A 24168-nucleotide genomic window follows, 5' to 3' on the forward strand; every position below is an offset into this window, starting at 1 on the left:
TTCATCATTTTGACGATCGCGATCGGGTTCGCATGGTCGTTTTTCACCGCGGGTGCCTCAGAGGCGGTTGCGATGGCGGCGGCGCGGGCTGAGGGGTTTTCGTTGAAGTTGTTTCTTCAGCGGATCGCGGTGTGGGCGGGTCAGCATCAGGTTTTGTCCGCGGCGGCGGTGGGTGCCTGGTTCGGGGCGGGGATGGACGCCTCCGGCCAGTACGCCCGGATTCATGAGGGGGTGCAGAAGGGCTGGAATTGGGGGGAGTTCGGCAAGTCGGTGGGGATGGGCGCGGTCGCCGGCGGTGTGATGGGCCTCGCGGGGCGTGCGGTCGCCCGGCAGGCCAATCCGTTGACGACGAAGCTGGCGGATTGGATGGGCGCGCCGGGGATGAAGGGCGTGGGTGCCCGGTTCGGGTTCGCGGGCACCACCGGTACGGCGGGGAACCTGGCGAGTCAGGCGATCTTCGACCCGAATCACATGAATGTCGGTCAGGCGGCCGCGTTCGGGTTCGGCATGGCCGGCTTCGGGGCTGCCAAAGAGGCCGGCCAGTACACGGCGGGCAGGTTCGGCCGTGGCGGGTCCACCGATGGCGGTGGCGGGTCCACCACCGGTAGCGGTGATGACGGCCAGGTGCCCGTGCCTCCGGTTTCCGAGAGCGGCATTCCCAATGACCGCCCCACCTATCCCCACAAGTCCGAAACCGGTGTCGGCTACGACATCGAAGGCCAAGCCTACGACAACCCCAACCCCACCAACCCCAGTGGACCCGTCCACAACATCACCACCCTGCCCGAACACCCCACCGGTGGCACCGGTGGCACCGGCGGCACGCATGGCACCGACCTCGCGTCTGTCGGCAGGCAGGAATCCCCCGGCGGCGGGACGAGCAACCTGCCCGACTCACCGCTCACGGGCGGGCAGGGCAGGCTGATCACCGGCGGCGACACCGGGCACGGCGGCGGTGACGTGGGCGGCACCGGTGGTTCCGACCGCGGGCAGGCGCCGTCGGGCCAGCCCGGCCCGGCCGCGCTCCCGGCACGCCCCGGCGAGGCCGGTCCCGCCCGCCCCGGTGAGCCGGCGCGCCCGGGCATCGGCGAGGTGTTGAACCGCGATGGCAAGGCCGGGCCCCGGCCCGACGCCACCGGCCATCCCGAGGGAACGACCGGCAACGGCCCCCGGCCGGGCGAGACCGGCCCGGGATCCGGAGAGGGCCCGAGGCCGGGCGAAAACAGCAGCGGCACGAGACCCGATGAAGGTCCCACCGGCACCAGGCCGGACGACCCCACGGCCACCACGGGGCGGACGCCCCACGCGACGCACGACCCGGCTGGCATGGCACGGAACGCGATGGACGAGGCACGGCGGGCGGTCGCGCCGGACGCCCTGCCGCTACGGGACGGCGGCGTGCGGGTGACCGGCGCCGACGGCCGGTCGGTCCACCTGCCGTACGAACGCCTGCGCGAGGCGCAGGACCGGCTCACGGCCCGCGCGGCCGAAGGCGCCACGGGCGAGCGCCTGTGTGCCGAAGCGGCCAACTGGCTGGGCGCGGAGGTCGCCCGGGCGACCGGTGGGCACTCACTCGAAGGCGGGCTGGACGCGCTGCACCAGCTCGCCGAGCATTCCCCGGAGACGCGGCCGGTCGCTACTGAGCTGGCTCACGAAACGCTGTCGGCCCACCCGGAGCGGACGGACCTGGCCGCGACCTGGCCGACCGGCGAGACCAGGCCCGAGCCGAGCCCGGTGATGCGGCCGGGCATGCACGAGCCGGCGACGCAGACGATCGTCCACCAGGCGGAGGAACTGGCCTCCACTCTGTCCACCGCCACCGTGCCCGAGGGAGCCTCCTCGGCGCCGCGTACCGGGCCGGAGGGGAGCGCCCCCGGCGGCGTCCATTCGGCACCGGACGCGGCCGGGAGCACGGTGCCCGCACCGGCCCGGCCGGCGCACCTGAGTCCTCTGTCCATCGAGGAGATCGGGTCGGCGATCGCGGAGCTGAAGCCGTCGCATCTGGGCCGTGGAGTGACCGGCCTGGAGTGGAATCCGGACACGGCGACGCTGCGGGTGCGGACCGAGTCGGGCGCGGTGCACGAGTTCCACATGACCGTCGGCGATATGGACGGAGCGGCGGCGCGGACACGGATCGGCGCGGACGGCCGGACGCACGAGGTGACGTGTGCCCCGTGGATGATGTCGAAAGAGGCGGCGCAGGCCGCCCACCTGTCGCCCGAGCGGGTCGCCGAGGCCGCGGACGAACTGCCACGGGCGCTGCTGCACCAGACGACGGACACCCTGCAGCGGGTCTCGGCCGCCGAAGCGAGGGCCGAGCAGGGCATCATCCGCCGCTGCCTGAACGCGATCGGTCCGGGACGGCACGGGGACCGGTCGGCGTCGGGCTACAACCAGCATCGGTACCTCGCGGACAAGTGGCTGCACGCCACCGACCCGGTGGAGCAGGCGCACTACGTGCGGGAGATCAACGACCTGGCGCGCGACCTGAAGGCGAAGGGCAGTACTCCTCCATCGCCGCCGTGGGTCAGCGGAGCCGACGGCGTGCTGCCGGCGGAGCGGCCCGCCGCTCCCACGCCCGAGGCCGCCCGGCTCGCCGAGCTGACCGGCCAGGTCGACAAGATGCACGAAGCGTTGCAGAACGACGTCACGGCGCTGGAAGAACGGGTGGCCGAGCATCGAAGGCTGGCCGACGAGGCCGGCAAGGACGTGCAGTCCGCCTTCGACAAGGTCACCCAGTGCGCGACGGAACGCGACCACGCCGCGGCCACCCGCGCCACCGACGCGGTGGCCGACGGCCAGGCGGCGCTGGACCGGCAGGTGCGCCACACGAAGATGGCCGACGGGTATGAGAAGGCGCTGACGGAGGCACGGGACGCGAAGATCACCTACGATGCGGCACGCAGCTGCTTGAAACAGCTCGCGGACGGGCCGGACGCCTCCACCGCCCGGGTGACCGCGAACGCCGCCGTGATCCTCGTCAAGGACGGCGCGGAGGCGATGGCGTCGTACGGCCACGCGCTGGATAAGACCGCGCCGCCGGACGCAGCCCTGCCCGGCGCCAAGATCATGGGCCCGCTGGCCCATCGGGACAAGCTCACCGAGACCACCAATGAGGCCGTCGAAGCGGCCGGTTGCACGACCAAGTTCGCGCCCGACGCGCTGGAGAAGACCCTGCGCGCGAGCACCCATGATCTGCTGTCCGAAGGGGGAGTGCTGATTCCCCTGGACAAGCCGGGCGCGTTCGCGCGGATTAAGGCCCAGGTGACCGACCTGGTCGAGGTCACGCCGGCGATGAAGCCGGCCGAGACGATGAGCGGAGGATTCGCGGAGGGCGGCCACGGACACGGGGCGACCGCCGCGCACAACCAGACCACGGCGGTCTCCGTCGACTCGTCGAAGCTGGCCGCGCTGATCCCCGATGGCGTCCACCCGATCCTGGACGGCGCCAAGGGGGTGTTGAAGGTCTTCGGTCCCGGCGTCGAGGTCGACGTCGGCCGGGGCCGGTCGATCAGCGGGAACGGTCTGCAGGACGCGCGACCCGGAGCGGTCGTCGACATCAGGAACGGCGAGCTTCGGGTGCTGGACGGCCGGGTCAAGTACGACGTGTCGGTGATTCCGGGGCATGACGTCCCGGAGACGCCGGCCGCACACGTCACCGAGGGCACCCGCGACGACGCCCCGAGCATGCAGGTGCTGGTGTCCAACAGCTTCACCGGGCGGGACCTGCCGCACAGCGTCCAGCTTCCTCCCGGCGAGGGCACCGGGAAGATGCCCCACCACGCCACGGTCGAGCTGAACGGCCTGGAGAAGTGGCACGACGACGTCGTCGAGTCCCTCACCCACCAGGAGGTCGAACTCGACCCGGTCACCCGGGAGCAGCTGCGGACCATCCTGACCCAGGAGGCCAAGGAATATCTGCAGCCGATGGTCAACAAGGAGCACGGCGAGCTTCGCATCATCCCCGGCGGGGACCTGGCCCTGCGGATGAAGGCCGAGTTCGATCCGACGAAGTTCGTCGCGCTGCCCTCCAGCAAGGTGGACTTCCTGGAGAAGGTCGACGTCGGCTTCCTGGGCACGTCCGGGAACGAGTCGTTCAACGTGTCCAGGAAGGTCGGCGGCTCGATCCCGCTCCAGATCGACAAGCTGTGGGGCGGCCCCAAGGACCTGATGCCCGGGCCGCATGAGGTCAACGTGGGCCTCAGCGGGAAGCTGAACGGCGACCGCGGCGTCACGCACTCCGAGACGGTGAACGTCGGAGGCACCTCCGTGCCGGTGTCCGTGGAACGCACGGTGGCCGAGACCCAGCCCGAGCACTTCCAGCGGGGCGGGGTGGTGGTCAAGGCAGAGCTCTACTCGCTGTCGGAGAACCGGTCGCTGGGGAGCGTCTCGGCTGACCTCGACGGAGTGATCCGGATGTCCGCGAAGGACGCCGCCGAGGCCGGCCTGCCCGTCGACGCCGCGGCGGTCAAGGTCGACCCGTCCGGTGAGATCGTCCGTAACCCCGACGGCTCGGTGGCCACGCCGCACGACCACGGCCCGGTCGCCCCGTCGGAGCAGAAGGGCATACCGGTACACATCGGCAACGGCCCCGGTCAGCTGCGCGGTGCCGGTTTCGCGCTGGTCCGGGACATCACGGGCATCGGCGAAGCCGTGAACAAGGCGATGCCGAAGCTCCAGGAGCTGAACCTCGTGCCGAAACTGGACGGCGACGGGATGCCGAGCGCGCCGAAGCACCCCGACCAGATGGAGTTCCTGCACAAGCTCGCGACGGTCCGGAAGCTGGAGGACTTCCCCGAACGGTTCTTCGACCCGCACTACGACCAGCTCTGCCAGCGGGGCATGAAGTTCGAGCTGGCCGACGGCCACACGCTCACCGTGCGGCTGAACCAGCGCTTTGACGAGTTCACCGACCTCGGCCCGGACACGACCAGGAACCTCGTCGCGCTGAACATCGACTCCCAGTCGTTCAGCTCCAATGCCAGCGATTCGGTGGCCGCCTCCGGCGGCGGTGGCCTGTCCGCCTCGTGGAAGAACTTCGGCGATCACAAAGCCGGCTTCGACGCGAACGTCGGCGGCAGCGGCGGAGTGAATCGCGGCCACTCCACCGGCCGGACCGAGTCGGCCATGGTCAACCACGTCGGGCTCAAGGAGCTCAAGCAGCTCCGGCGCTTCGAGGGGCAGCACGAGGCCGTTGTGGAGATCCGGGACCGGAACGGCAAGCTGATCGACCAGTTCAGCGAGCACGGCAAGGCGGACATCGCGTGGCCGAGCGAGATCCTGCCGGACGCCCAGTCCCGACCGGCCGAGGTGGAGCGTCTCCGCTCGCCGGAGGGCCTGCAGCCGACGCCGGAGAAGCTGGTCGACAAGGCGTATGTCGAGCACGTCGACGCCGGTCGGCTGCTCGATGAGATCGACCGGAAGACGGGCGGCAAGCTGCGATCGGCCGACGGGAACGAGGCGTTCCTCAATTCCGCGAGTCTGCGCGGCGTCAAGGTCAAGCTGCTGGGGAGCGGATACGAGACCGGCGTCGTCGTCGATCCGCACGGCCTGCGGCCGCGCAGCTACACGATCAAGGTCGAGATGGACGGGCTGGGGCCGTCCAAGGCCATCGACGCACACGACTCGGTGAGCGGAGACATCAACCTGACCGTCGAGGGCACGTCGACCTCCTCGTCGCACACGAAGGGCGGGAACGTCGGCGGCTCGGCCGGCGGCGGCCACCACGGTGCCGACGGATCGAGCCTGGACGGCGGCGCGGACCTCTCCCGGTCCACGAGCACGACGACCGGACACTCGACGAACTCCTCTTCAGGGCTTGAGCGGCTGGACATCCAGGTCGGCAAGGACGTCGGCGTCCACACGACGGGACACATGAAGATCACCGTCACCGACGACCTCACCGGCAAGAGCTGGGATGCGTCGGGTGACGTGCCGATGCGGCTGGGGGCGCGCGAGGCGGACGTCCTCCAGATGCACCTGGACGACGAGTTCCACCTTCCGCTGGACCGCATGTCCGACGTCGTCGAACGGCTTCGCAACGGCAACCTCGAACTCGACCCGAACCTCGCCGTCAAGGTGGTCGGCCGGTACGCCGAGGACCTGGCGGCCGCCCATTCCGGAGCCGGGGAGCTGCCGCCGCTGGCCGGGGAGCACACGCCGGAGGTCCTCGGCGACGTGCTGGAGAAGGTCACGGGCGTCGGCCACAACCTGACCGACACGCCGACGGAGCACCATCTGAACGAGGTGGCCACCCACGCCAGGGATCTGGAGCTGGCACCGGTGGAAGTCGCGCTGCCCAAACCCAACGAGAAGGCGATGGGCCTGAGCCTGTACGACGACGTCGTCTTCGACAAACCCATCCACGAGGCGGTCCTGGAGGCGATCGAGCAGCGTTCACCCGGGTTGCTGGACCGGGACCCGACGCTGCGGCAGCGGCTGTCCGCCCTGTACGAAGGCGCCCGCTGGGAGGGCCCGAGCGACAACATGTTCGACCCGTGGGGGGCCAGAGACGATATGCGGGTGCAGGTGGACCCGACCGGCCGTACCGAGGTGCTGCCCATCAGCGTGAAGGCCGAGTGGGACGGCAGGCCGGTGCTGCACGGCAAGGTGCCCGGGAAGGTACCGATCTTCCAGGCGTACCGCTACGAGGGCCACGGCGAGAACATGAACGCCGGCCACACCATCAGCGGTGACGTCAACGCCACGGACGGCGGTGCGGCCGGCGGCTCGACCAACGGTTCGGTCGGGACCGCCCGCAACCGGTCGGTCGGCGTGTCCGTCGGGAAAGAGCTGATCAGGCTGAAGCGGACGATGTGGACGGACGCCGACGGCCCAGCGGCGAACGCCGCCAAGGAGGCGAACGATCCGGGCAAGCGCAGCCTGCTCGACGACAAGAAGGGCATGGCGCAGATCACGCACCCGATCAAGATCACGGTCACCGTCGACCAGGTGCCTCTGGAGCCGGGACAGGTGAAACCGCCGACCGGGGAACGCCCGGAACCCGTCACGGTCGAGGTGCACGGCACGGTGGGTCGCACACTGCCGGCGCGGATGCTCCGACCCGCCGACGAACCCGTCGCCCCCGCGGCCGAGCACGTGCCCGACCACCGGCCGCTCGAGATCGGCAACGACTTCGCCGTCGACCACGTGGAGCCCGAAGGGCCGTACCACGCCATGCGCGACAACTTCGTCGACCTCCTCGGCAAGGGATCGCAGTGGGAAGTCGATCGGCGGCTCCAGCACGACTGGTCGGCGCTGCAGCGGCAGGCCCGGGTCGAGCAGATGATGGGCCAGGACGGCTACCCGATCGACATCAAGGTCGGGCGGCACGAGGTGCAGGCCGTCGTGCGGATGGAGCTCTCGGACCCGCAGATCCGCGACATCGGCGGCGCCGAGATCAGCCAGGTCGACCGGCGGGAGTACACCGAGTCCTCCTCCGCGTCGCGGAGCGAGCTGCTGCCGCCGAGCCGCAGTGTCGGAGTCGGCGGCGAACTGGGCCTCGGGGTCAAGCAGTCCTCCGGCGCCCAGGCGTCCAGGTCCATCTCGGACGCCGGCGGCGCCCGGTACGAGCACAGCGTGTTCGCCACCACCAACGAGGCGCACAGCGGTGAGTTCGCCGGGAAATACAAGATCGCCTTCTATCGGGACGGCAAGTTCGTGCACGAGGCCGTGGCGCACGGCGCCGTCCATCTGACGGTCGCCGGGCATGAGCTCGCGGCCGCGCAGGCCCGGCAGGAGGCGGTACCGCCGCCCGAGCTCCCGGGCGACGGCGCGCCGGCCGTGGGACCGGGCCGGCGCGAAGCCGGCAACGGCCGCTGGGAGCCCGTCCAGTTCGACCCGGCGGATCCGGAGGCGCCGCTACGGGCGGCACTCATGCGGGCCCGCCTGGACGACACGGAGGTCCGGATCGAGGTGACCGGCGACGGCGACGAGCCACACCGCTACATCGCCGCGCCGGACGGCACGCTGCGCACGGAGGGCGCCACCTGGTCCGACGGAGGATTCGCCCAGGCGTTCGCCCGGCTGCACCCGGCCCTGTCGGTCGTCGCGAGGGACCACGGGATCGACCTGCGCCCGGTGTTCAACCGGTCCGCCGAGGGCACCTTCGCCGACCGGGTGCGGGCCGAGCTCACCGCACGGGGTATCCCGATCCCGGCGGAGGCCGACGCAGTGGCATCCGGCTCAGGCGGTCCGGCAAGCCCAGGTCGGGGTGAGGTGACCGGCGAGGGCGGTATCGCGCCGATCAGCGGCGGCGCGTGAGCCCGCTGCCGGTCTAGGAGGGAGTACGACGATGCCGTTCGCGATAGCGCGGACCCGGGACGAGGCGCACCTGTACCTCGACCTGCACCCGTGCGAGGACTGTGGGTCGGTGGACACCGCCTGGGACAGCGCGCTGGTCGACGTCGGCGGCGAACTGGCCAACCGGTACGCCGGCACATGTGCGGGGTGCGGCCGGTCGCGCGAGTACCTGTTCGGCCTGCCCGCGCGGGAGGTCGCGCCGGTCGGCTTCCCGACGTTCGGCGGTCCGGAGCCGTCGCAGGTGGTGGATGCGGGACAATGGCTCTGGGTGGCCGACCTGTCCGCGGAGGGGGCGGCTGCGGAAGACCCGGAGGAGGCGCGAGGGACGCTGGCCGTCGCGATCGCCGCCGTGGAGGAGATCCTCAAGTTCATCGGCGCCGATGCCGAGCGAGCGCCGGAGCGGGCGTTCTGGTCGGAGACCGGGCGGCGGGTCCGCGACCAGGACCCGGCCCGGTTCACGCGCATGCGGCTGGTCGAGCTCCGGGAGGACCTCTCCCGGCGAGCGGCCGGTGGCCCCGGTACGGCACGCGGCTGAGGAGTGGGCTGAGACGTTGCGATACGCGAGGACCCTGGTCGAGGCGTACCTGTACTTCGACCTCGCGGCGGCCGAGTCCGGCGCGGCCGGCGACGTACGGGCGCGGACGACGCTGACCGAGGGCCAGGACGCCTGGACGCTTCGCTTCGGCGGCGCGGACGACGCCGGCCAGGGCGATGACGCCGACCAGGCCGGTCAAGGGGGCAACCGGATTCTTGACGCCCTCCAGGGCGATGACGCCGACCAGGCCGGTCAAAGTCAGGGCAACCGGATTCTTGACGCCCTCCAGGGCCATGACGCGGGCCGGGACCGGTCGGCACCGATCGAGGTGCGGGTGCGCCACTCCACCGAGGAGGCGGCGCGACGCCGGGGCCTGCGGTTCGGCTCGGACACCTCCGAGCTGATCGACGCCGGTCAGTGGATCCAGCTCAGCACCGTCTACGCGCGGCGGGCGTTGCGGGACGGCATCGCGTACGCCCAGGACCCGTCGGAGGAACGCCACCGCGCCGTGGTGGCCGACTGGGAGTTCGCCCGGGACACGGCGATCGAGGCCGCGAAGCACCTGCCGGAGGACGCCGACGAGATCCCCGACGAGGCGATCTGGACACCGCTGGGCGCCGAGACTCGCCGCGCGGCCCCGGATCGCTTCACGCGCGACCGGCTGGACCGGGACATCGCGTTCTACCAGCAGAGCCTGGAGGACGCCCGCCGCCAACGCGGCGGAGCCGCCTGACCGTATCGCGTGCCCGACCCACCGGGGTCAGGAGTTGCGCTTGAAGATGTCCTCGAACAGGCCCATGGCCTTGGACATGGCCTCCTTGGGGGACCCGGGCCCGTCCGGACCCCCGGCGCCCCACTCCTCGGCCAGCTTCGCGGGGTCCCCGAACGCCGGCTTCATCAGCTCGTTGGTCTGGGCGGTGAGGTCCTGGAACGCCTTGCCGGCGGCCTCGAGGACGGCCTCGGCGAGGACTTCGGAGCCGAGCTTCATGGCCCGCGGGTCGATCTGCACGCTCTTCAGGGCGCCACCAGGCGCGACCTCGACGACCACCTTGCCATCCGCGGCCTCACCCCGTCCGCGTGTCTCGGCGAGTTTCTCCCGCAGCTCCGCGAACCGTTCGGCCTGCTCGGTGAGCTGCTTGCGAATGCCTTCCATACCCTTGCTCGCGTCGACGGCTCCCTCATAGGGCGTCATGCGACTCCTTCCTCTCGGCGCGGCGCGGCGTGGTGGATCTCAGGAGTTATCCGTCTCCAGGTGGGCGGTCTGGATGAGCCGGTGCCCGGTCCGGCGTTCGACGAAGGTGCCGCGGCCGGGCGGCAGCGGCCTGGGCCGCACGTCGAACAGCGCGCCTTCGTCCTTGTTGCCGGACATGATAAGCGCGGGCGAGGCCATGTCCTTCAGCCGCTGGATGACCGGGTCGTACAGCGCCCGGCCCGCGCCACCCATGTTGCGCCCGAGGACGATGTGCAGACCGATGTCACGGGCCTGAGGGATCAGATCGGCGAGCGGCTGCAGCGGGTTGCCCGACGGGGTCGCGACGAGTTCGTAGTCGTCGATGACGATGAACAGGTCCGTGCCGGTCCACCAGGAGCGGTTCCGCAGCTGGTCGGGGGTCAGGTCCGCCGGCGGGAGCCTCTTGATCAGCGCGCCGTGGACGTCCTTGATCAGCTGTGTCGCGGCCGTCGACGACGCCGCGTAGCCGATGCGGTGCTCGGTCTCCGCGGCGTCCAGGAGGGACCGCCGGAAGTCGAGGAAGACGAGCCGCGCCTCCTGCGGCGAGTAGCGCTCGACGATCGAGTCGGCGATGATCCGCAGTAGGTTCGACTTGCCGCACTCGTTGTCCCCGAACACGACGAAGTGGGGGTCCGCGTCGAAGTCGAGCAGCACCGGACCCAGGTTGTCCTCGTCGATGCCGATCGGCACGCGGCGGCCCGTCTCCTGCGCGCTCGGCAGGGCCGCCGGCGGCAGCGACGCGGGCAGCATCCGCACCTGCGGGGCGGTGGGACCCTGCCAGGACCCCGCCACCGCCTCCACCAGCTTGTGCACCCCGTCGGAGAGGTCCTCGGTCGTGGACCGGCCGTCGGCCCTGGGCAGCGCGGCGAGGAAGTGCAGGCCCTCCCGGGTGATGCCACGTCCCGGGCGCCCTTCGGGGACGTTCGCGGCCATCTTCCGGTCGAACTCGGACTCGTACGGGTCGCCGAGCCGCAACTCCATCCGCGACCCGAACAGGTCACGGATGTTCATCCGGAACTCCGACCACTTGTTGGTGGCCGCGACGACGTGGATGCCGTAGCCCAGCCCGCGCGCGGCCAGATCGGTGACGGTCGACTCGACCTGCTCGAAGTCCTGGCGGACGATGAGCCAGTTGTCGACGACGAGGAAGACGTCGCCGAAGCCGTCACCGGGGATCTGGCCGGACGCGCGCATCCGGCGGTAGGTGGCGATGCCGTCGATGCCGCGTTCGGCGAAGTAGCGTTCGCGCTCCTCCAGCAGCCCGGCGACCTCGGCCACCGTCCGGCGTACGCGGTCGCCGTCGAGACGCGTCGCCACGCCGCCCACGTGCGGCAGGCCGTCGAGCGCGGCGAGGGTGCCGCCGCCGAAGTCCAGGCAGTAGAACTGCACCTCCTGCGGGGTGTGCATCAGCGCCAGCGACGTGACGATCGTGCGCAGCACGGTCGACTTGCCGCTCTGCGGCGCGCCGACGACGCCGATATGGCCGGCGGCCCCGGACACGTCCAGCCACATCGGGTCGCGGCGCTGGTCGAAGGGGCGGTCGACGATGCCGACCGCCGCGTGCAACCGGCCGCGGCCGTCCCATCCCGCCGTGGTGTAGCCGTGCTCGGGCGTCACCTGCAGGTTGGGCAGCATCTGGTCGAGCGTGGACGACTCGTCCAGCGGGGGCAGCCAGATCTCGTGCGCCGGGGGACCCTGACCGGCCAGGCGCCGGACCACGATGTCGAAGAGGGTGTCCTGGTTCTTCTCGTCCTGCTCCGGCTTGGCCTGCTGGGGATCCTCAATGATCTTCGGACGGATGTAGTCCGGCACGAAGGGCACGATCTGCTGGACCACGCGTGGGCCGGTCTCCTGACGACCGGCGTGGCCGTCCGGGTTGTACGCCCCGGAGACGTACGCCGCCTTGAACCGGATCATGGCCTCGGTACCGATCTTCAGGTAACCGTTACCGGGTGCCTGTGGCAGTTCGTACGCGTCGGGCACGCCCAGCACGACCCGGGACTCCATCGCCGAGAACGTCCGCAGGCCGATGCGGTACGACAGGTGGACGTCCAGGCCGCGGAGCTTGCCCTCCTCCAGGCGTTGCGAGGCCAGCAGCAGGTGCACGCCGAGCGACCGGCCGAGGCGGCCGATCATCACGAACAGCTCGGCGAACTCGGGCTTGGCGCTCAGCAGTTCGGAGAACTCGTCGAGGACGACGAACAGCGTCGGCATGGGCGTGAGCTGCGCGCCCTGCTCCCGGGCCTTCTCGTAGTCGCGCAACGAGGCGTAGTTCCCGGCGGCCCGCAGCCACTCCTGGCGCCGCACCATCTCGCCGTGCAGCGCGTCGTACATTCGGTCGACCAGGGGGAGCTCGTCCTCCAGGTTGGTGATGATGGCCGAGACGTGCTTCAGACCGTCCATGCCGAGGAACGTCGCGCCGCCCTTGAAGTCGACGAGCACGAAGTTGAGCACCTCGGACGAGTGCGTCATCGCGAGCCCGAGGACGAGCGTGCGCAGGAACTCGGACTTACCTGAACCGGTGGCGCCGATGCACAGGCCGTGCGGGCCGAAGCCGCCCTGCGCGGCCTCCTTGATGTCGAGCTCGACGGGGCGTCCATCGACGTCCACACCGACGGGCACGCGCAACCGGTTGCGGGGCGCGCGCGACCGCCACGTGACCTGGGGATCGACGCTGTAGGGATCCTCGACTCCGAGCAGCGACGTCAGGTTCATGCTGCCGGACAGCGCGTCGTACTCCTCGCCCGCTGCCTCGCTGGCCCGCAGCGGCGCGAGCTGACGGGCCAGACCCTCCGCCTGCACAAGGCTGAATTGGTCCGGTTTGCCGATCGCGGTGGGCACATCCTTGCCCGTACGGTCACGGTTGAGCATCTGCATCTGGTCGGGCGTGATGTTCAGCCGCAGCATCGTGTTGTCCGAGGTGGGGCTCACCGAGCCCGTGAGGTCGATCACGCAGACGCCATCGATGCCGTCCGCCCCGATCTGGGAGTCGGGAGTGACCATTCCGCCGTCCACGATGACGATGTGGTACGGCAGGTCGTCCTGGGTCAGGCCGGGGCTGAACCTCGGCCGGTCCTTCACCTCCTGGCCGAGCAGTGACTCCAGCTCCGACAGGCTGCGGGTGATCAGCCGGACCGGGCCGGCCGCGTCGTTCTCGCTCGGATGCATGGAGTGCGGCAACCACTTGACCCATTCCCAGTGCGCCATGCGCTCCGGTGACGCGCACACGCAGATCCGCACGTCGTCGGGGGAGTGGAACGACGCGATCTGGGCGATCATCGCGCGGATGAGGCCGCGGGTGGTCTCCGGCTCTCCCATCGCCTGGATCCGGGCGAACGACGCCAGCGAGACCGCGACCGGCAGCTCGGGAACGGTCGAGTGGGCGCGTACGAACCTGCGCAGCGCACCCGCCGTCATCGGCTCCAGGTCCTCGACCGGCTTCGTCTCGGGCACGATCAGCTGCACGGCGAGCTGCTGCGGGCCCGTCCCGACGCGGACGTTGGCGAAGTCCCCGTCCCGCGCGCGGCGTTCCCACAGCCGGGCGCTCATCACGAGGGACCACAGTGAGTCAGGGGCGGGGCTGTTCCACTCGAGCGCCTCGCGCTGCTGCTTGGCGGCCCGGCGCACCTTCCGGCGCGTCTGCGCGAGGTAGCGGTAGTAGTCGCGGCGCTCGCCGTTCAGCTTGAACTTGCGGTCACCGGCTCCGCGGCCCATCTGGCCCAGCATCATGCCGCCCATGGCGAGGGCCATGCCACCGCTGCTGACCAGCGACAACGGATTCGTGACGCCGCCGGCCGCGACCATCAGGCCGCTCATCCCCGCCATCGCGGCCATCGGCAGGTACATCATGACGGCCTGGAATCCGCCGCTGGTCACCTCGGGGATCTCGGGCGGGGATTCGAGCAGGATCTCGCCCTTGGGCATGGGCGGAGCGGGCCGCCTTTCCTGACGGCGTACCAAGATCGTACTCAACTGGTGCCTCCGCGGCCGTTACGCTGCTGTGGCCAGATTTTGTAAGTATTTCGGGGTCATCCTATGAAGAGTGTGACGCATAGGTAGCCCGAGCCGTGTAGCCGAAGAGGATGGAAGACCGGTGAGCTCGACGGCAGGAACGGAATTGAGCCGGGTCACGATCGTCGCCCCGCACAGACGGATCGACCTTTCGCTGCCGGCGGACGTCCCGCTGGCGCACATGCTGCCGACGCTGCTGCGCGTGGCCGGCGCGAACCTGGCGGACGCCGGTCTGGCCCACTCCGGCTGGGTGCTTCAGCGCCTCGACGACGCGCCCTTCGAGCCGGGGCGTTCGCTGTCCCAACTCGGGATCCGCGACGGTGAGGTGCTGTACCTCCGGCCGGGGATGGCACAGATCCCGGAGATGTCCTTCGACGACGTCGCCGACGTCATCGCCACGGGGATCAAGGACCGCTCCGACCGGTGGCGGCCGCACAGCACGCGCAACTACGGCCTCGGCGCGGCGGGGGCCGCGCTCGCCGTCGGCGTCCTCGCCGTCGCGCTGTCGGGCCCGCCGTGGACCGCCCCGACGATCGCCGCCGGCATCGTCGCGCTCCTGCTGCTCATCGGTGGCCTGGCCGTGTCCCGTGCGTTCGGCGACTCGGGCGCCGGCGCCATCCTCGGCTACGCCGCCGTGCCGTACGCCTTCCTCGCCGGCCTGCTGGCACCGGCCCGGCGCGGCATCGAGCTGACGCAGGTCGGCGCCCCGCACCTCCTGGCGGCCTTCGGCGCGGCCATGCTGGTCGCGGCCATCGCGGCGTTCGTGGTCGCCGACGGGGTGCCCGTCTTCCTCGGCATCGCCATCGCCGCCGCCATGGGCGCCATCGGCAGCGGCCTCGCCTACGCCTTCCCGAGCCTCCCGGCGCCCGGCATGGCGGGGACGGTCGCCGCCGTGGTGATGGCGTTCACCGCCCTGATCCCCATGCTGTCGTTCCGTCTCGCCCGGCTGCCGCTGCCGCCCGTGCCGACGAGCGCCGAGGACCTGCGACGCGACACCCAACTGGTCGAAGGCCGCGCCGTGCTCAAGCGCACGGTCGCGGCCGACAGGTACGCCACCGGCCTGGTCGCCGCCGTCGCCCTCGTCGCCATGGGCGGCATGCTCTTCCTCGCCTCCTCCGACAAGTGGTCCGGCCCGACGACGGCGGCGGCCATGGCGGTCTCGCTGCTGCTGCGCGCCCGGATCTTCCGCGGACGTGGCCAGCGCGTGTGGATGCTGACCGCGGGCCTGGTCGGGCTCGGGGCCCTCGACATCGGCCTGGCCCTCCGCGGCGACCAGGTGAGCACGCTCGCGGGCGTACTGCTCCCGCTCCTCGTTCTCGCCGGCGTCGTCGTGGGCATGGCCATGTGGCTGCCCGCCCACCGGCCGACACCGTTCTGGGGGCGCGCGGGCGACATCGTCGACATGATCCTGATCATCTCTCTGATCCCGCTGGCGCTGGCCGCACTCGACATCTACTCCACGATCCGCGGCCTCAAGGGCTGAAAGGGTTATCGATGCAGACCCGGCGCGATCTCTACCAGGCCCACAAGCTGATGATGCAGCGGGTCGGTCTGGCGCTGCTGCAGGGGGAGCCGGACGTCTCCGAGTCGCCGATGCGGCGGCTGTCGGTGGCGGCGTTCTCGGGTGCCATGGTCGCCGTCCTCCTCGCCGCCGTCTTCGGTGTCATGGGATTCATCTCCCCGGGCGGGGCAAAGGGCCTCGACCAGGGCGGCATGGTCATCATCGAGCGCGAGACCGGCACGAAGTACGTCTACGACACGAACGGCAAGCGGATGCTGCCGGTGCTCAATTTCGCCTCGGCGAAACTCGCTCTGAACTCCAGCAGCACCCAGCAACGCGTGGTGTCGCGGAAGTCCCTGGCGAAGTTCACCCGCGGCCCGATGATCGGCATCCCCGGCGCGCCCGACTCCCTCCCCGACCCCGACCACCTGGTCAAGAAGCCGTGGTCGGTCTGCGTCCGCAACGGTACGACGACGGCCGGCGGCACCCGTCCGGTGACCAGCCTCGTCGCCGGCACGAACGTCGGCGGCAACTTCATCGGCGTCGACCAGGCGGTGGTCGTTCAGGTGTCGGGCCAGCCGTACGTCATCTGGCACAACCAGCGGATGCACATGACGCTGCCGCCGGACCAGGCGAGCAGCGTCACCAAGGTCCAACCGGCCGAGGTCTCGCGGGCCTGGCTGAACACCGTCGACCCGGGGACGGATTTCGCCGCTCCACCGGTGGGGAACCGCGGTCAGGACGTGTCCGGCGTCGGCAGCGTCGGCCAGGTCTTCAAGGTGCCCTCGGGCGCCTATTACGTCCTGTTGTCGGATGGCTTCGCGCAGGTCTCCGGGACGCAGGCCATCCTGCTCCTCGCGGAGCCCGACACGAAGAGACAGGCCTACCACGGTCAGGCGGCCGTCGCCCGTGACACCGACTTCGGCACGGTGACGTCGAAGCCGTCGAGCCAGCACCTGCTGGACAGCCGGCTGCCGCCGGCCCTCCCGGACTTCGTGCCGTGGGATCCCTCGGAGCCGCTCTGCGCGGTCTACTCCGACACGGACAAGGGCTCGACCTCCGCCCGGCTCGCGATCGGCGGCTCGCTGCCGAACATCCAGGCACCGACCGCCGAGCAGGGCACGACCGTGGACCAGGTCATCCTTCCGCCGGGTGGCGCCGCGCTCGTCGGTCTGCTTCCCGGACCGAACCAGCTCAACTCGATCAACTCCTGGTACGTCGTCAACGACGCAGGCGTCTGCTTCCCCTTGTCGTCGAAGGACACCGCTGACAAGCTCGGCTACAAGGTGGCGAACGCCGCACCGATCCCCAAGAGCGTGCTGCAGCTGATGCCGACCGGGCCGACCCTCGATCCGACCAAGGCGCGGCAGCCCGCGCCGGCACCTAAGGCGAACGGTTGAGGATGGACATTCGACGCCTAATCGGGTTTAGACGCAGCACCGCTCAGGACGGTTCCATGTCGGCGAACGTGATTATCGCCATGCCGTCTCGACGGTTCTGAAAGATGTTCGGATCCAGACTGTAGTCGCAGGTCAGAGGGTCGTTGGTCGGTCGTCGCCCATTCGTTGGCGTGCTGTAACCGGGCGATAACATTATTCGCCAATGGCCGGGTCGACTGGATTTTCGTATGTTGCTGGACAGATCGCGACAAGCGCCGTAAGATTGGCCGCGAATTAGGGTAACGGGGTGTTCTCTAAGCCGATCGTTCTTCCCGCTCGGGTGGCGCGTCGCGGTGGTGGGACGCTGAGTACCGCACGTAGCCGATCACATGGAGGTGACGACTGTGGCGCAGGAGTCGGCACAGAATCGCGCGGCGATGAGGGTGGCAGCCGGTCACATCGACGACATCGCCAGCCAGATCAAGGGCCAGCAGATCAACCTCAACGGCCACAAGGACGCCGTCCTCGTGGGCTGGAGGGGCGATGCCGCGGGTGCCTTCGGCGCCGCGTTCACCGCCTTCGATGAGGACATGACGAAGGTGCTCACCACGCTGAACCGCCTTCACGAGAGCCTGGTCCACAACGAGATCAACTACCAGAAGAACGAAGAGTCTCAGAAAGAGGCCGTTAACAACATCCACCAGTTCATCAACGGCTTCTGACGGATCTGAGACTGGCGGAAGGGGACCCTGATGTCCGATGAGTTCACCCAAGTAAACTTCGGCGCGCTCAACACCGGTGAGCAGGATTTCGTCGCCGTCCACAACGCCGTGGTGGGCCTGCTGGAGGAGCTCGACACGCAGCTCCAGCAGAACCTGGCACAGTGGTCCGGTGACGCGCAGGGCCAGTACCACACCGCCAAGGCGCAGTGGACGGCCGCAGCGAACCACATGACGACGGCCATGAACAAGCTGGCCGCGGTCATCGGCACGGCGCACGAGAACTACACGGCGGTCGAGGCGGCCAACGCCAAGATGTGGTAACCGCCTCGACCGTGTTCGAGTGCGAGACGTCATGATGATGGCCCCGGTCGGCACCACGCGACCGGGGCCATCGTCGCCTGGTGACGGGAACCGGATCGCCACAGGGACCGTCATAACGAACAGCTGATGTAACGCCGGCCGACGTGGCCGGCAGGAGGTTCATCGTGGCACCTAAGGACAATGGCGGCGGAGACAACCTCCCGTCTCCGGACCTTCCCCAGGTGGGCAAGGACATCAATACGAACAGGTCGAAGCTGCACGATGTGTGGAAAGCCCTTCAGGGTGACCTGGACGACGTGAACAAGCATTCCACAAAGGGCTCTCTCTTCGACTTCCAGTCACTGGACGGGTCCACCGCGAAGGGCCTGCTGACCCAGCAGGACCTGGGTGAATACCCCGCCGCGACCGGCGTCTACAACACGACAAAGACGGCCTATAGCACTGTTGGTGACGTTTACGGTCAGTTCCTGGATGCGTACCAGGAGATGATCAAAACGATCAAGCGGGCGGCAGGTAACTACGACGACACTGAAGCCGCCAACGCGCAGAGTGCCCGAAACGCCCAAACCACGACGAATAACGCCCCCAAGGCGTCTTAGTCTCAGACCAGGGAAGGGATGACGACGATGGCGTCGCAGGATCGGGACATTCGGCAGGAAGCCCAGGCCGGGAGCTGGGGTCACTCCAGCTGGAACTTCTGGGACAACGACTACGAGGGCCTCCTGAAGATCGTCCGGGCGATGAAGCCGACCCGGGTGAACACTGCGGGCACGGCCTACAGCGACGTCGCCTCCCGGATGGCCACCAGCATCGAGCTCATCTACAAGCAGGCCGGCGTCCTGGCGGAGAACTGGAACTCCGACTCGACCGACGCGGGCATGAAGCAGCTGCAGAAGCTGTACGACCAGGCCCGCGAGATCCACGACAAGAGCTTCACGACCGGCTCCGCGCTGACGGACCACGCGAAGATGCAGAAAAGCTGGCAGGACAGCCTCGGTGACGAGCACTGGTACGGCGTGTCCATCGGTACCGGTGGCACGAGCGTCGGTGACTGGCTGGACGGCGACAGCTCCATGGGCCGGAAGCTGATGCAGAAGCTCCAGGATCAGACGGTTCAGTCCAACAACAACTTCCCGAGTGACATCCGGCAGGACATGCCGACGGCGACCGACGCCTCGCCGTTCGACCCCAGCAAATACAACGGTGGTCCGAACGGCGGTCCGAACGGCGGTCCGAACGGGGGGCCGACCGGTGGGCACATGCCAACTGGCGGAAACCTGCCTAATGGCGGACATCCGCCCAACGGCGGAAACCTCCCTAACGGTGGTCACCTGCCTAATGGCGGAAACCCGCCCAACGGTGGTCATCTGCCCAACGGTGGTCACCTGCCTAATGGCGGAAACCTTCCCAACGGTGGTCATCTGCCCAACGGCGGTCATCTCCCCGGCGGAAACGGTACGAACCTGGCCGGCCTTCCGGGCGGTGGTCCGGGCGGCGGTGGCCTCCCGAACGGCACCGGCCTCGGCGGCGACCCGTTCGGCGGAACCGGTGGTGGGCTCGGCCCCGGAACGATGGGTGCCGGCACTCTCGCCAACGGTGCCCTCGGCACTGGAGCCGGCGCGAACGGTCTGGCCAATGCCGGCCGCATGGGCGCCGGCGGCATGATGCCGCCCATGCACCCCGGCCACGGTCAGGGAGAGAAGGAGCGCGAGCGCGCGACCTGGCTGACCGAGGACGAGGACGTCTGGGGCGGAGACGGCGACGCCGTACCGGGACAGATCGGCTGAGCGTCCCCACGTGAGGCGCAATCCGTGATGGGCGGGCGGAGCGATGGCTCCGTCCGCCCACGCGGCTGTTCTGAGACCGTCAAGTCAATCGAGGTGAGTCAGTGCGACGGCTGATCCGATCCACGCTCGCGGCAGCGCTGGTGTCGCTGACGGCCCTGGGCGTGGGCCCCACGGCGGCCGCAGCGTCCTACCCGGCCCCGCTGGAGAACGAGTGGTGGTTCACCACCTGGGAGCTCCAGCAGAAGGTCTGGCCGGTCAGCCAGGGCGACGGCGTCACCGTCGCCGTGATCGACTCGGGCGTGCAGGCCGACCTCCCGGAACTCCGCGGCGTCGTACTCCCCGGATCGGATTCGACGGGCGGCGGTGACGGCCGCACCGACAGCGAGACCGGTCCGACGGGGGGCCACGGCACCGCCATGGCGGCTCTGATCGCGGCACAGGGCGGGCCGACGCGCTTTCTGGGCGCCGCACCTCGATCGAAGATCCTTCCGGTGGACATTCACACGTCGAGCGCGGCGATCGCGCCGGGGATCCGGTTCGCGGTGGATCACGGCGCCAAGGTGATCAACATCTCGCAGACGGTACCGGGCCAATGCCCGGATGTACTGCAGCGCGCCGTGGGCTACGCCATCGACCATGACGTCGTGGTGGTCGCCGCGGCCGGTAACGACGGGCAGGCCGACAACCCGTCGGAATACCCGGCCAACTGCGCCGGCGTGCTCGCGGTCGGGGGAGTCTCGGTCTCCGGTCAGAATTTCGTTCCCTTCGCGAAGACCGAGCGGCAGCCCTATGTCGCCGTCGCCGCGCCTGCCGGCCAGGTCGGCAGTGTGCTGAAGGACGGCCAGTTCCACACCTCCGAAGGCGGCACCAGTAGCGCGGCCGCCCTGACGTCGGCGACGGTCGCCCTTGTACGGGCGAAGCACCCGGACATGCACGCGCGTGAGGTCGTTCAGCGCATCGTCGCGTCCTGCCTCGACGTCGCGCCGTCGGGCCGGGATGACAGGACCGGATACGGCCTGCTCCGGCCGATGCACGCGCTGTCCGACACCGTGTCGAAGGACGCGCCCAACCCGGTCTTCGCCGCGTACGAGAAGTGGAAGTCGGGGCAGGGGGGCAGCACCGGCCAGAGCCCGGGGAGCGAGCCCACCAAGACGCCGAGCAGCCGCCGATCGGCCACCGAGCTCACATTGATGGCCCTGATCCCGATCATCCTGATCGCCGCGGTCGTAGCCCTCATCGTCCGCGCGCGGCGCGGCCGCACCCGGAGGCCTGCCCCCACGCCGGGCCCCTCCGAACAGGCTCGGTACCAGGATCCGCGTCACGGACCGCCGCCGTCATTCGGGCCGACGGAGACGCAGGAGCCGCCGCGCGACGGATCGAGGCCGACCTTCGAGCCGCCGGATCACGGACCACCCGCCGGACACGGCCGGTAGCGGCGAACGGCGCTCGGAACGTGGACGGGCCGCCTATCCACAGCGAAGAGCAAGCCGGGGTGCCGCCTCAGGTGGACACCCGATCCGTCCGAGGCGTTGTCATGCTCCCCGTGACCTCGGTGCGCATGGCCGGTCGCCATGTGGTGCCGCTCGCGGCCTGGTTCAGCGCGGGATACCTCGCCCGTTACCTGCTGACGTGGGCCGGTGTCGTGGTCGGTCATGGGCAGTACGAGCAGTGGCGCCGGATGGCGGCGACTCTTGTCTTCACCGCGCTCGTCACCGTGACACTCGCCACCGTGATCGGGATGCTGTGGACCATCCGGCGGCCGGACGACGAGTCGTTCGCCGACGCGGTCGGCCGGGCGTTGTTCCCATTCGTCGTCATCTACACGGCGTGGGGGATGTACACGGACGACGTGCGGCTGTTCAGCCGGGTCGATGTCGAGCACAATCTGCACAGTGCCACGCACGGTGCGGTGGCCGGTCAGGCGCTGTTCATCTCCGACGTGTGGATCGCCCTCTTGGGCGCGGCCGTCGCCTGGTCGCTCAGGCTTCTGCTCGAGCGTCGCCGCGAAGATCGGTGGGCCGGGCCGGTGCTCGCCTACACCGAGACGGCGTTCAACCTCTTCGCGGTGTCGTCCGTGTTCCTGCTCGCGGGGAAGGCCGCCGACTGGGTGACCGGTCGGCGGTTCTGGCCGGCCGGCCTGGACACGCATGGCCCGGCGATCGGGTTCGGGCTGGGCACACTCGCCCTTCCGCTCGTGTGGTTCGCGATGGCCGCGGCGGTCGAGGGAATCGGCGTCGAACCGGACGACCATCGGGCGGCGCTCGAGGGCACCCGGCTGCACCGGCTGGCCGTGGCCGGCGATCGCCACCGGGTGCTGGTCGGCCTGACGAGCGGTCTGCGCGAACGCTGGGTGCCGCTGCTGCACGCGACGCGTCTGATCCTGCGGGCGGGAGCACCTGCTCTCGGCCTGTTCTGCCTCTGTTACGTCACGGTGGACGCGGCGGTCGCGTACGGCTTCCGCGGAGTGCTGTACCTGATCGGCCCCGACCACGACCCGGCGGCCTGGAAGCCGATCCTGGTCCCGCTGGAGTTCACCCGCGAGCTGCTGAGGAACATCCTGCACGTCGCACTGCTCGCGGCGGCCGTCGATCTCATCCGGTCGGTCAGCGACGAAACCGAAGCACCGGAACCGGCCGCGGCGCCGGCTTGAGCGGGGAGTGACGCACCTCGGGTTCGACCTGGTCCGCGACGCCGGCCGGAACGTCGCCGCGCAGAGTCATCGTCTCGGCGTGCCCAGGCCGGCTGAAAGCGCCGCTCAGGTCCTCCCGGAGCATCCAGCGCCGGCCGCTTCGATCCCGTACGTCGACGACGACTTCCAGGTTCGACACGCCGTCCTGGTCGAGCGGGGTCTTGGCCAGCCGTACACGGACGCCGGTCGCCGTACGACCGAGGCTCAGCAGTCGCCAGGAGGCGTGGTCGAGGACCCCGGAGCCACCCGGCGGCACGGTCGTCACCGCCTCCCGCACGCGATGCCGGTCGTAGTAGCGAAGCTGCTCCCACAGAGGGGCGCCGACGGCGAGCGGCAGGAGGACCGCGAGCGCGACGGCGGCGCGGGCGGTCACGTGCCGGCTCTGGGGATGGTCGCCCGCTCGGGGGCGTCCGCGACCAGGTGCCGCGCACGTGCCTCTCCGATGCGCAGGGCGATCTCCGCCTGCGCGGTCAACTCGAAGCCGTAGGGCGGGAAACCGCCCGGCGGATCCTTCTCGTTCACCGGGCGGTCGGAGACCACGAGTGTGGATCCGGCCAGTTCGGACGGGGGGACCTCGAAGACCAACGGGCCCCGCCGCCAGAGCCCCGGGCCGAGGATGACGCCGCTCAGCGGATCGCCGTTCTGGGCGATCACGTTCTTGACGCTCTCCCGGTATTCGTAGCCGTTCCGCGTCCGCAGGTACGCGGTCGCCAGCCGCGCCGGAACGCGCCGGATCGTCGCGGCGGCGGTGACGATGACGAAGACACCGTCGGGCCGGAGGACCTCCTGCCCGTCGGGTGTCGCCGATCGGGCGACCGTGACGCCGTCCACCCGTACCGTGAACGCACCTGCGGTGACCGGAGCACCGGAGTGCCCGGTGGAGGCCAGCGGAGCGTACCGGTGGTCGTAGTCGTCCGGTGTGTGCGCCTTCATCCATCCGGCGACGAGCACCAGCGCGAGCCCGAGGAGGATCGCCGCGACGCGTCTCACAGACCCTCCCGGCGGAGCGGCAACGGCACGGCGAACTCGGCGGCCTGGCGGCTCTTCGGATCGGCGGGCTTGCGCGACACCCACTCGACATGGCCGTAGAAGAAGTCCTCCCGGTGGTCGTACCGCCACAACGCGAGACGGGCGTGGAAGCCCGGCGGGGGCACGGTGCCACGGGGCAGGACGTACCTCAGGACGACCGTGACGGGCACGCGCGGCGGCAGCATGTTCACGTCCGCCCCCTGGCTGGTCGCCTGGGCCATGACCGCGGTGACCGCGGGCCCACCGGCGGACTCCAGGGACAGGGCGTTGATCGTGAAGTCGTCGAGCAGTGCCGACCTGCGCTCCTTGCTCTTCACCCGCAGCGTGACGAGGAGCGAGACCACACTGCCGTGTGCGGGACGGCGGAGGACGGCATCGTCCACCGTGACCTCGTAAGCACCGAGATCGACCGCGGTCGCGGGCCGTCGGATCCGCGGTCGGGGAGCCGCGCGCAGACCGCCGGTCGCCCACAGGCCGATGAGCAGCACGACGGCCAGAGCGACGGATATGGTCCACAACAGCGGACGCGTCGCGATCTGTCCCGAAGGCCGCGAAATCGGCACGGCCGTGAGGCTACCGAAATTGTCCGTCGGGGGTCAGGATGACCGACAAGGCGGTGAGCGGAGTGATCGACCGGAGCTCCGGTCCGCGAGGAGGGTACG

General features: G+C 70.0%; 16 protein-coding genes. 11 read left to right on the forward strand and 5 right to left on the reverse strand.

Going from position 1 to position 24168, the window contains the following annotated elements:
- The first annotated feature begins 102 nt into the window (after positions 1-102).
- Genes ACQP2O_RS04445 through ACQP2O_RS04455 form a run of 3 tightly spaced genes read left to right on the forward strand, consistent with a single transcriptional unit; the run spans position 103 to position 9569 of the window.
- Positions 103-8262 (forward strand): hypothetical protein, encoded by an 8160-nt coding sequence (locus ACQP2O_RS04445; protein ID WP_433180122.1) that lies wholly within the window; start codon positions 103-105, stop codon positions 8260-8262.
- A 31-nt stretch (positions 8263-8293) separates the two neighbouring features.
- Positions 8294-8836: a hypothetical protein gene (locus tag ACQP2O_RS04450; protein ID WP_433180124.1), complete on the forward strand. Its 543-nt coding sequence runs from the start codon at positions 8294-8296 to the stop codon at positions 8834-8836.
- 16 nt (positions 8837-8852) lie between these two features.
- The gene (locus ACQP2O_RS04455; RefSeq protein ID WP_433180126.1) at positions 8853-9569 is read left to right on the forward strand and encodes a hypothetical protein; all 717 of its coding nucleotides are present in this window, start codon (positions 8853-8855) and stop codon (positions 9567-9569) included.
- Positions 9570-9596: 27 nt separating this feature from the next.
- Here the strand turns inward: ACQP2O_RS04455 and ACQP2O_RS04460 are convergent, their stop codons facing one another.
- On the reverse strand, positions 9597-10028 hold the full coding sequence (locus ACQP2O_RS04460) for a YbaB/EbfC family nucleoid-associated protein (protein ID WP_433180128.1): 432 nt from the start codon (positions 10026-10028) through the stop codon (positions 9597-9599).
- Positions 10029-10067: 39 nt separating this feature from the next.
- Positions 10068-14039, reverse strand: coding sequence for a type VII secretion protein EccCa (gene eccCa / locus ACQP2O_RS04465; RefSeq protein ID WP_433180130.1), 3972 nt, complete (start codon positions 14037-14039; stop codon positions 10068-10070).
- 145 nt (positions 14040-14184) lie between these two features.
- Between eccCa and eccD the strand changes: the two genes are divergently transcribed.
- From eccD to ACQP2O_RS04505, 8 genes are all read left to right on the forward strand, one after another.
- Positions 14185-15561 carry a type VII secretion integral membrane protein EccD gene (gene eccD / locus ACQP2O_RS04470; protein WP_433180132.1) on the forward strand — a complete coding sequence of 459 codons (1377 nt, stop codon included), beginning with the start codon at positions 14185-14187 and terminating at the stop codon, positions 15559-15561.
- An 11-nt stretch (positions 15562-15572) separates the two neighbouring features.
- On the forward strand, positions 15573-16979 hold the full coding sequence (gene eccB, locus ACQP2O_RS04475) for a type VII secretion protein EccB (protein WP_433180134.1): 1407 nt from the start codon (positions 15573-15575) through the stop codon (positions 16977-16979).
- 383 nt (positions 16980-17362) lie between these two features.
- On the forward strand, positions 17363-17680 hold the full coding sequence (locus ACQP2O_RS04480; protein ID WP_433180136.1) for a WXG100 family type VII secretion target: 318 nt from the start codon (positions 17363-17365) through the stop codon (positions 17678-17680).
- Between the two features lie 30 nt (positions 17681-17710).
- Positions 17711-18001 (forward strand): WXG100 family type VII secretion target, encoded by a 291-nt coding sequence (locus tag ACQP2O_RS04485; protein WP_433180138.1) that lies wholly within the window; start codon positions 17711-17713, stop codon positions 17999-18001.
- A 164-nt stretch (positions 18002-18165) separates the two neighbouring features.
- Positions 18166-18600, forward strand: a complete 435-nt coding sequence (locus ACQP2O_RS04490) for a hypothetical protein (RefSeq protein WP_433180140.1) — start codon at positions 18166-18168, stop codon at positions 18598-18600.
- Positions 18601-18627: 27 nt separating this feature from the next.
- The gene (locus ACQP2O_RS04495) at positions 18628-19788 is read left to right on the forward strand and encodes a hypothetical protein (protein WP_433180142.1); all 1161 of its coding nucleotides are present in this window, start codon (positions 18628-18630) and stop codon (positions 19786-19788) included.
- A gap of 101 nt (positions 19789-19889) precedes the next feature.
- Positions 19890-21221: a S8 family serine peptidase gene (locus tag ACQP2O_RS04500; protein WP_433180144.1), complete on the forward strand. Its 1332-nt coding sequence runs from the start codon at positions 19890-19892 to the stop codon at positions 21219-21221.
- 101 nt (positions 21222-21322) lie between these two features.
- Positions 21323-22438, forward strand: a complete 1116-nt coding sequence (locus ACQP2O_RS04505; protein WP_433180146.1) for a hypothetical protein — start codon at positions 21323-21325, stop codon at positions 22436-22438.
- Here ACQP2O_RS04505 and ACQP2O_RS04510 read toward each other — a convergent pair.
- From ACQP2O_RS04510 to ACQP2O_RS04520, 3 genes are read right to left on the reverse strand one after another with little or no spacing between them, the layout of a single operon-like run.
- Positions 22392-22850 (reverse strand): hypothetical protein, encoded by a 459-nt coding sequence (locus ACQP2O_RS04510; protein ID WP_433180148.1) that lies wholly within the window; start codon positions 22848-22850, stop codon positions 22392-22394. The genes ACQP2O_RS04505 and ACQP2O_RS04510 overlap by 47 nt on opposite strands.
- Positions 22847-23467: a hypothetical protein gene (locus ACQP2O_RS04515; protein ID WP_433180149.1), complete on the reverse strand. Its 621-nt coding sequence runs from the start codon at positions 23465-23467 to the stop codon at positions 22847-22849. The genes ACQP2O_RS04510 and ACQP2O_RS04515 overlap by 4 nt, the downstream gene beginning before the upstream one ends.
- Complete coding sequence (locus ACQP2O_RS04520) at positions 23464-24069, reverse strand: hypothetical protein (RefSeq protein ID WP_433180151.1); 606 nt, start codon at positions 24067-24069, stop codon at positions 23464-23466. The genes ACQP2O_RS04515 and ACQP2O_RS04520 overlap by 4 nt, the downstream gene beginning before the upstream one ends.
- Positions 24070-24168: the final 99 nt, after the last annotated feature.

The organism is Actinoallomurus sp. CA-150999 (genome assembly GCF_050942425.1).
Lineage (GTDB): Bacteria > Actinomycetota > Actinomycetes > Streptosporangiales > Streptosporangiaceae > Actinoallomurus.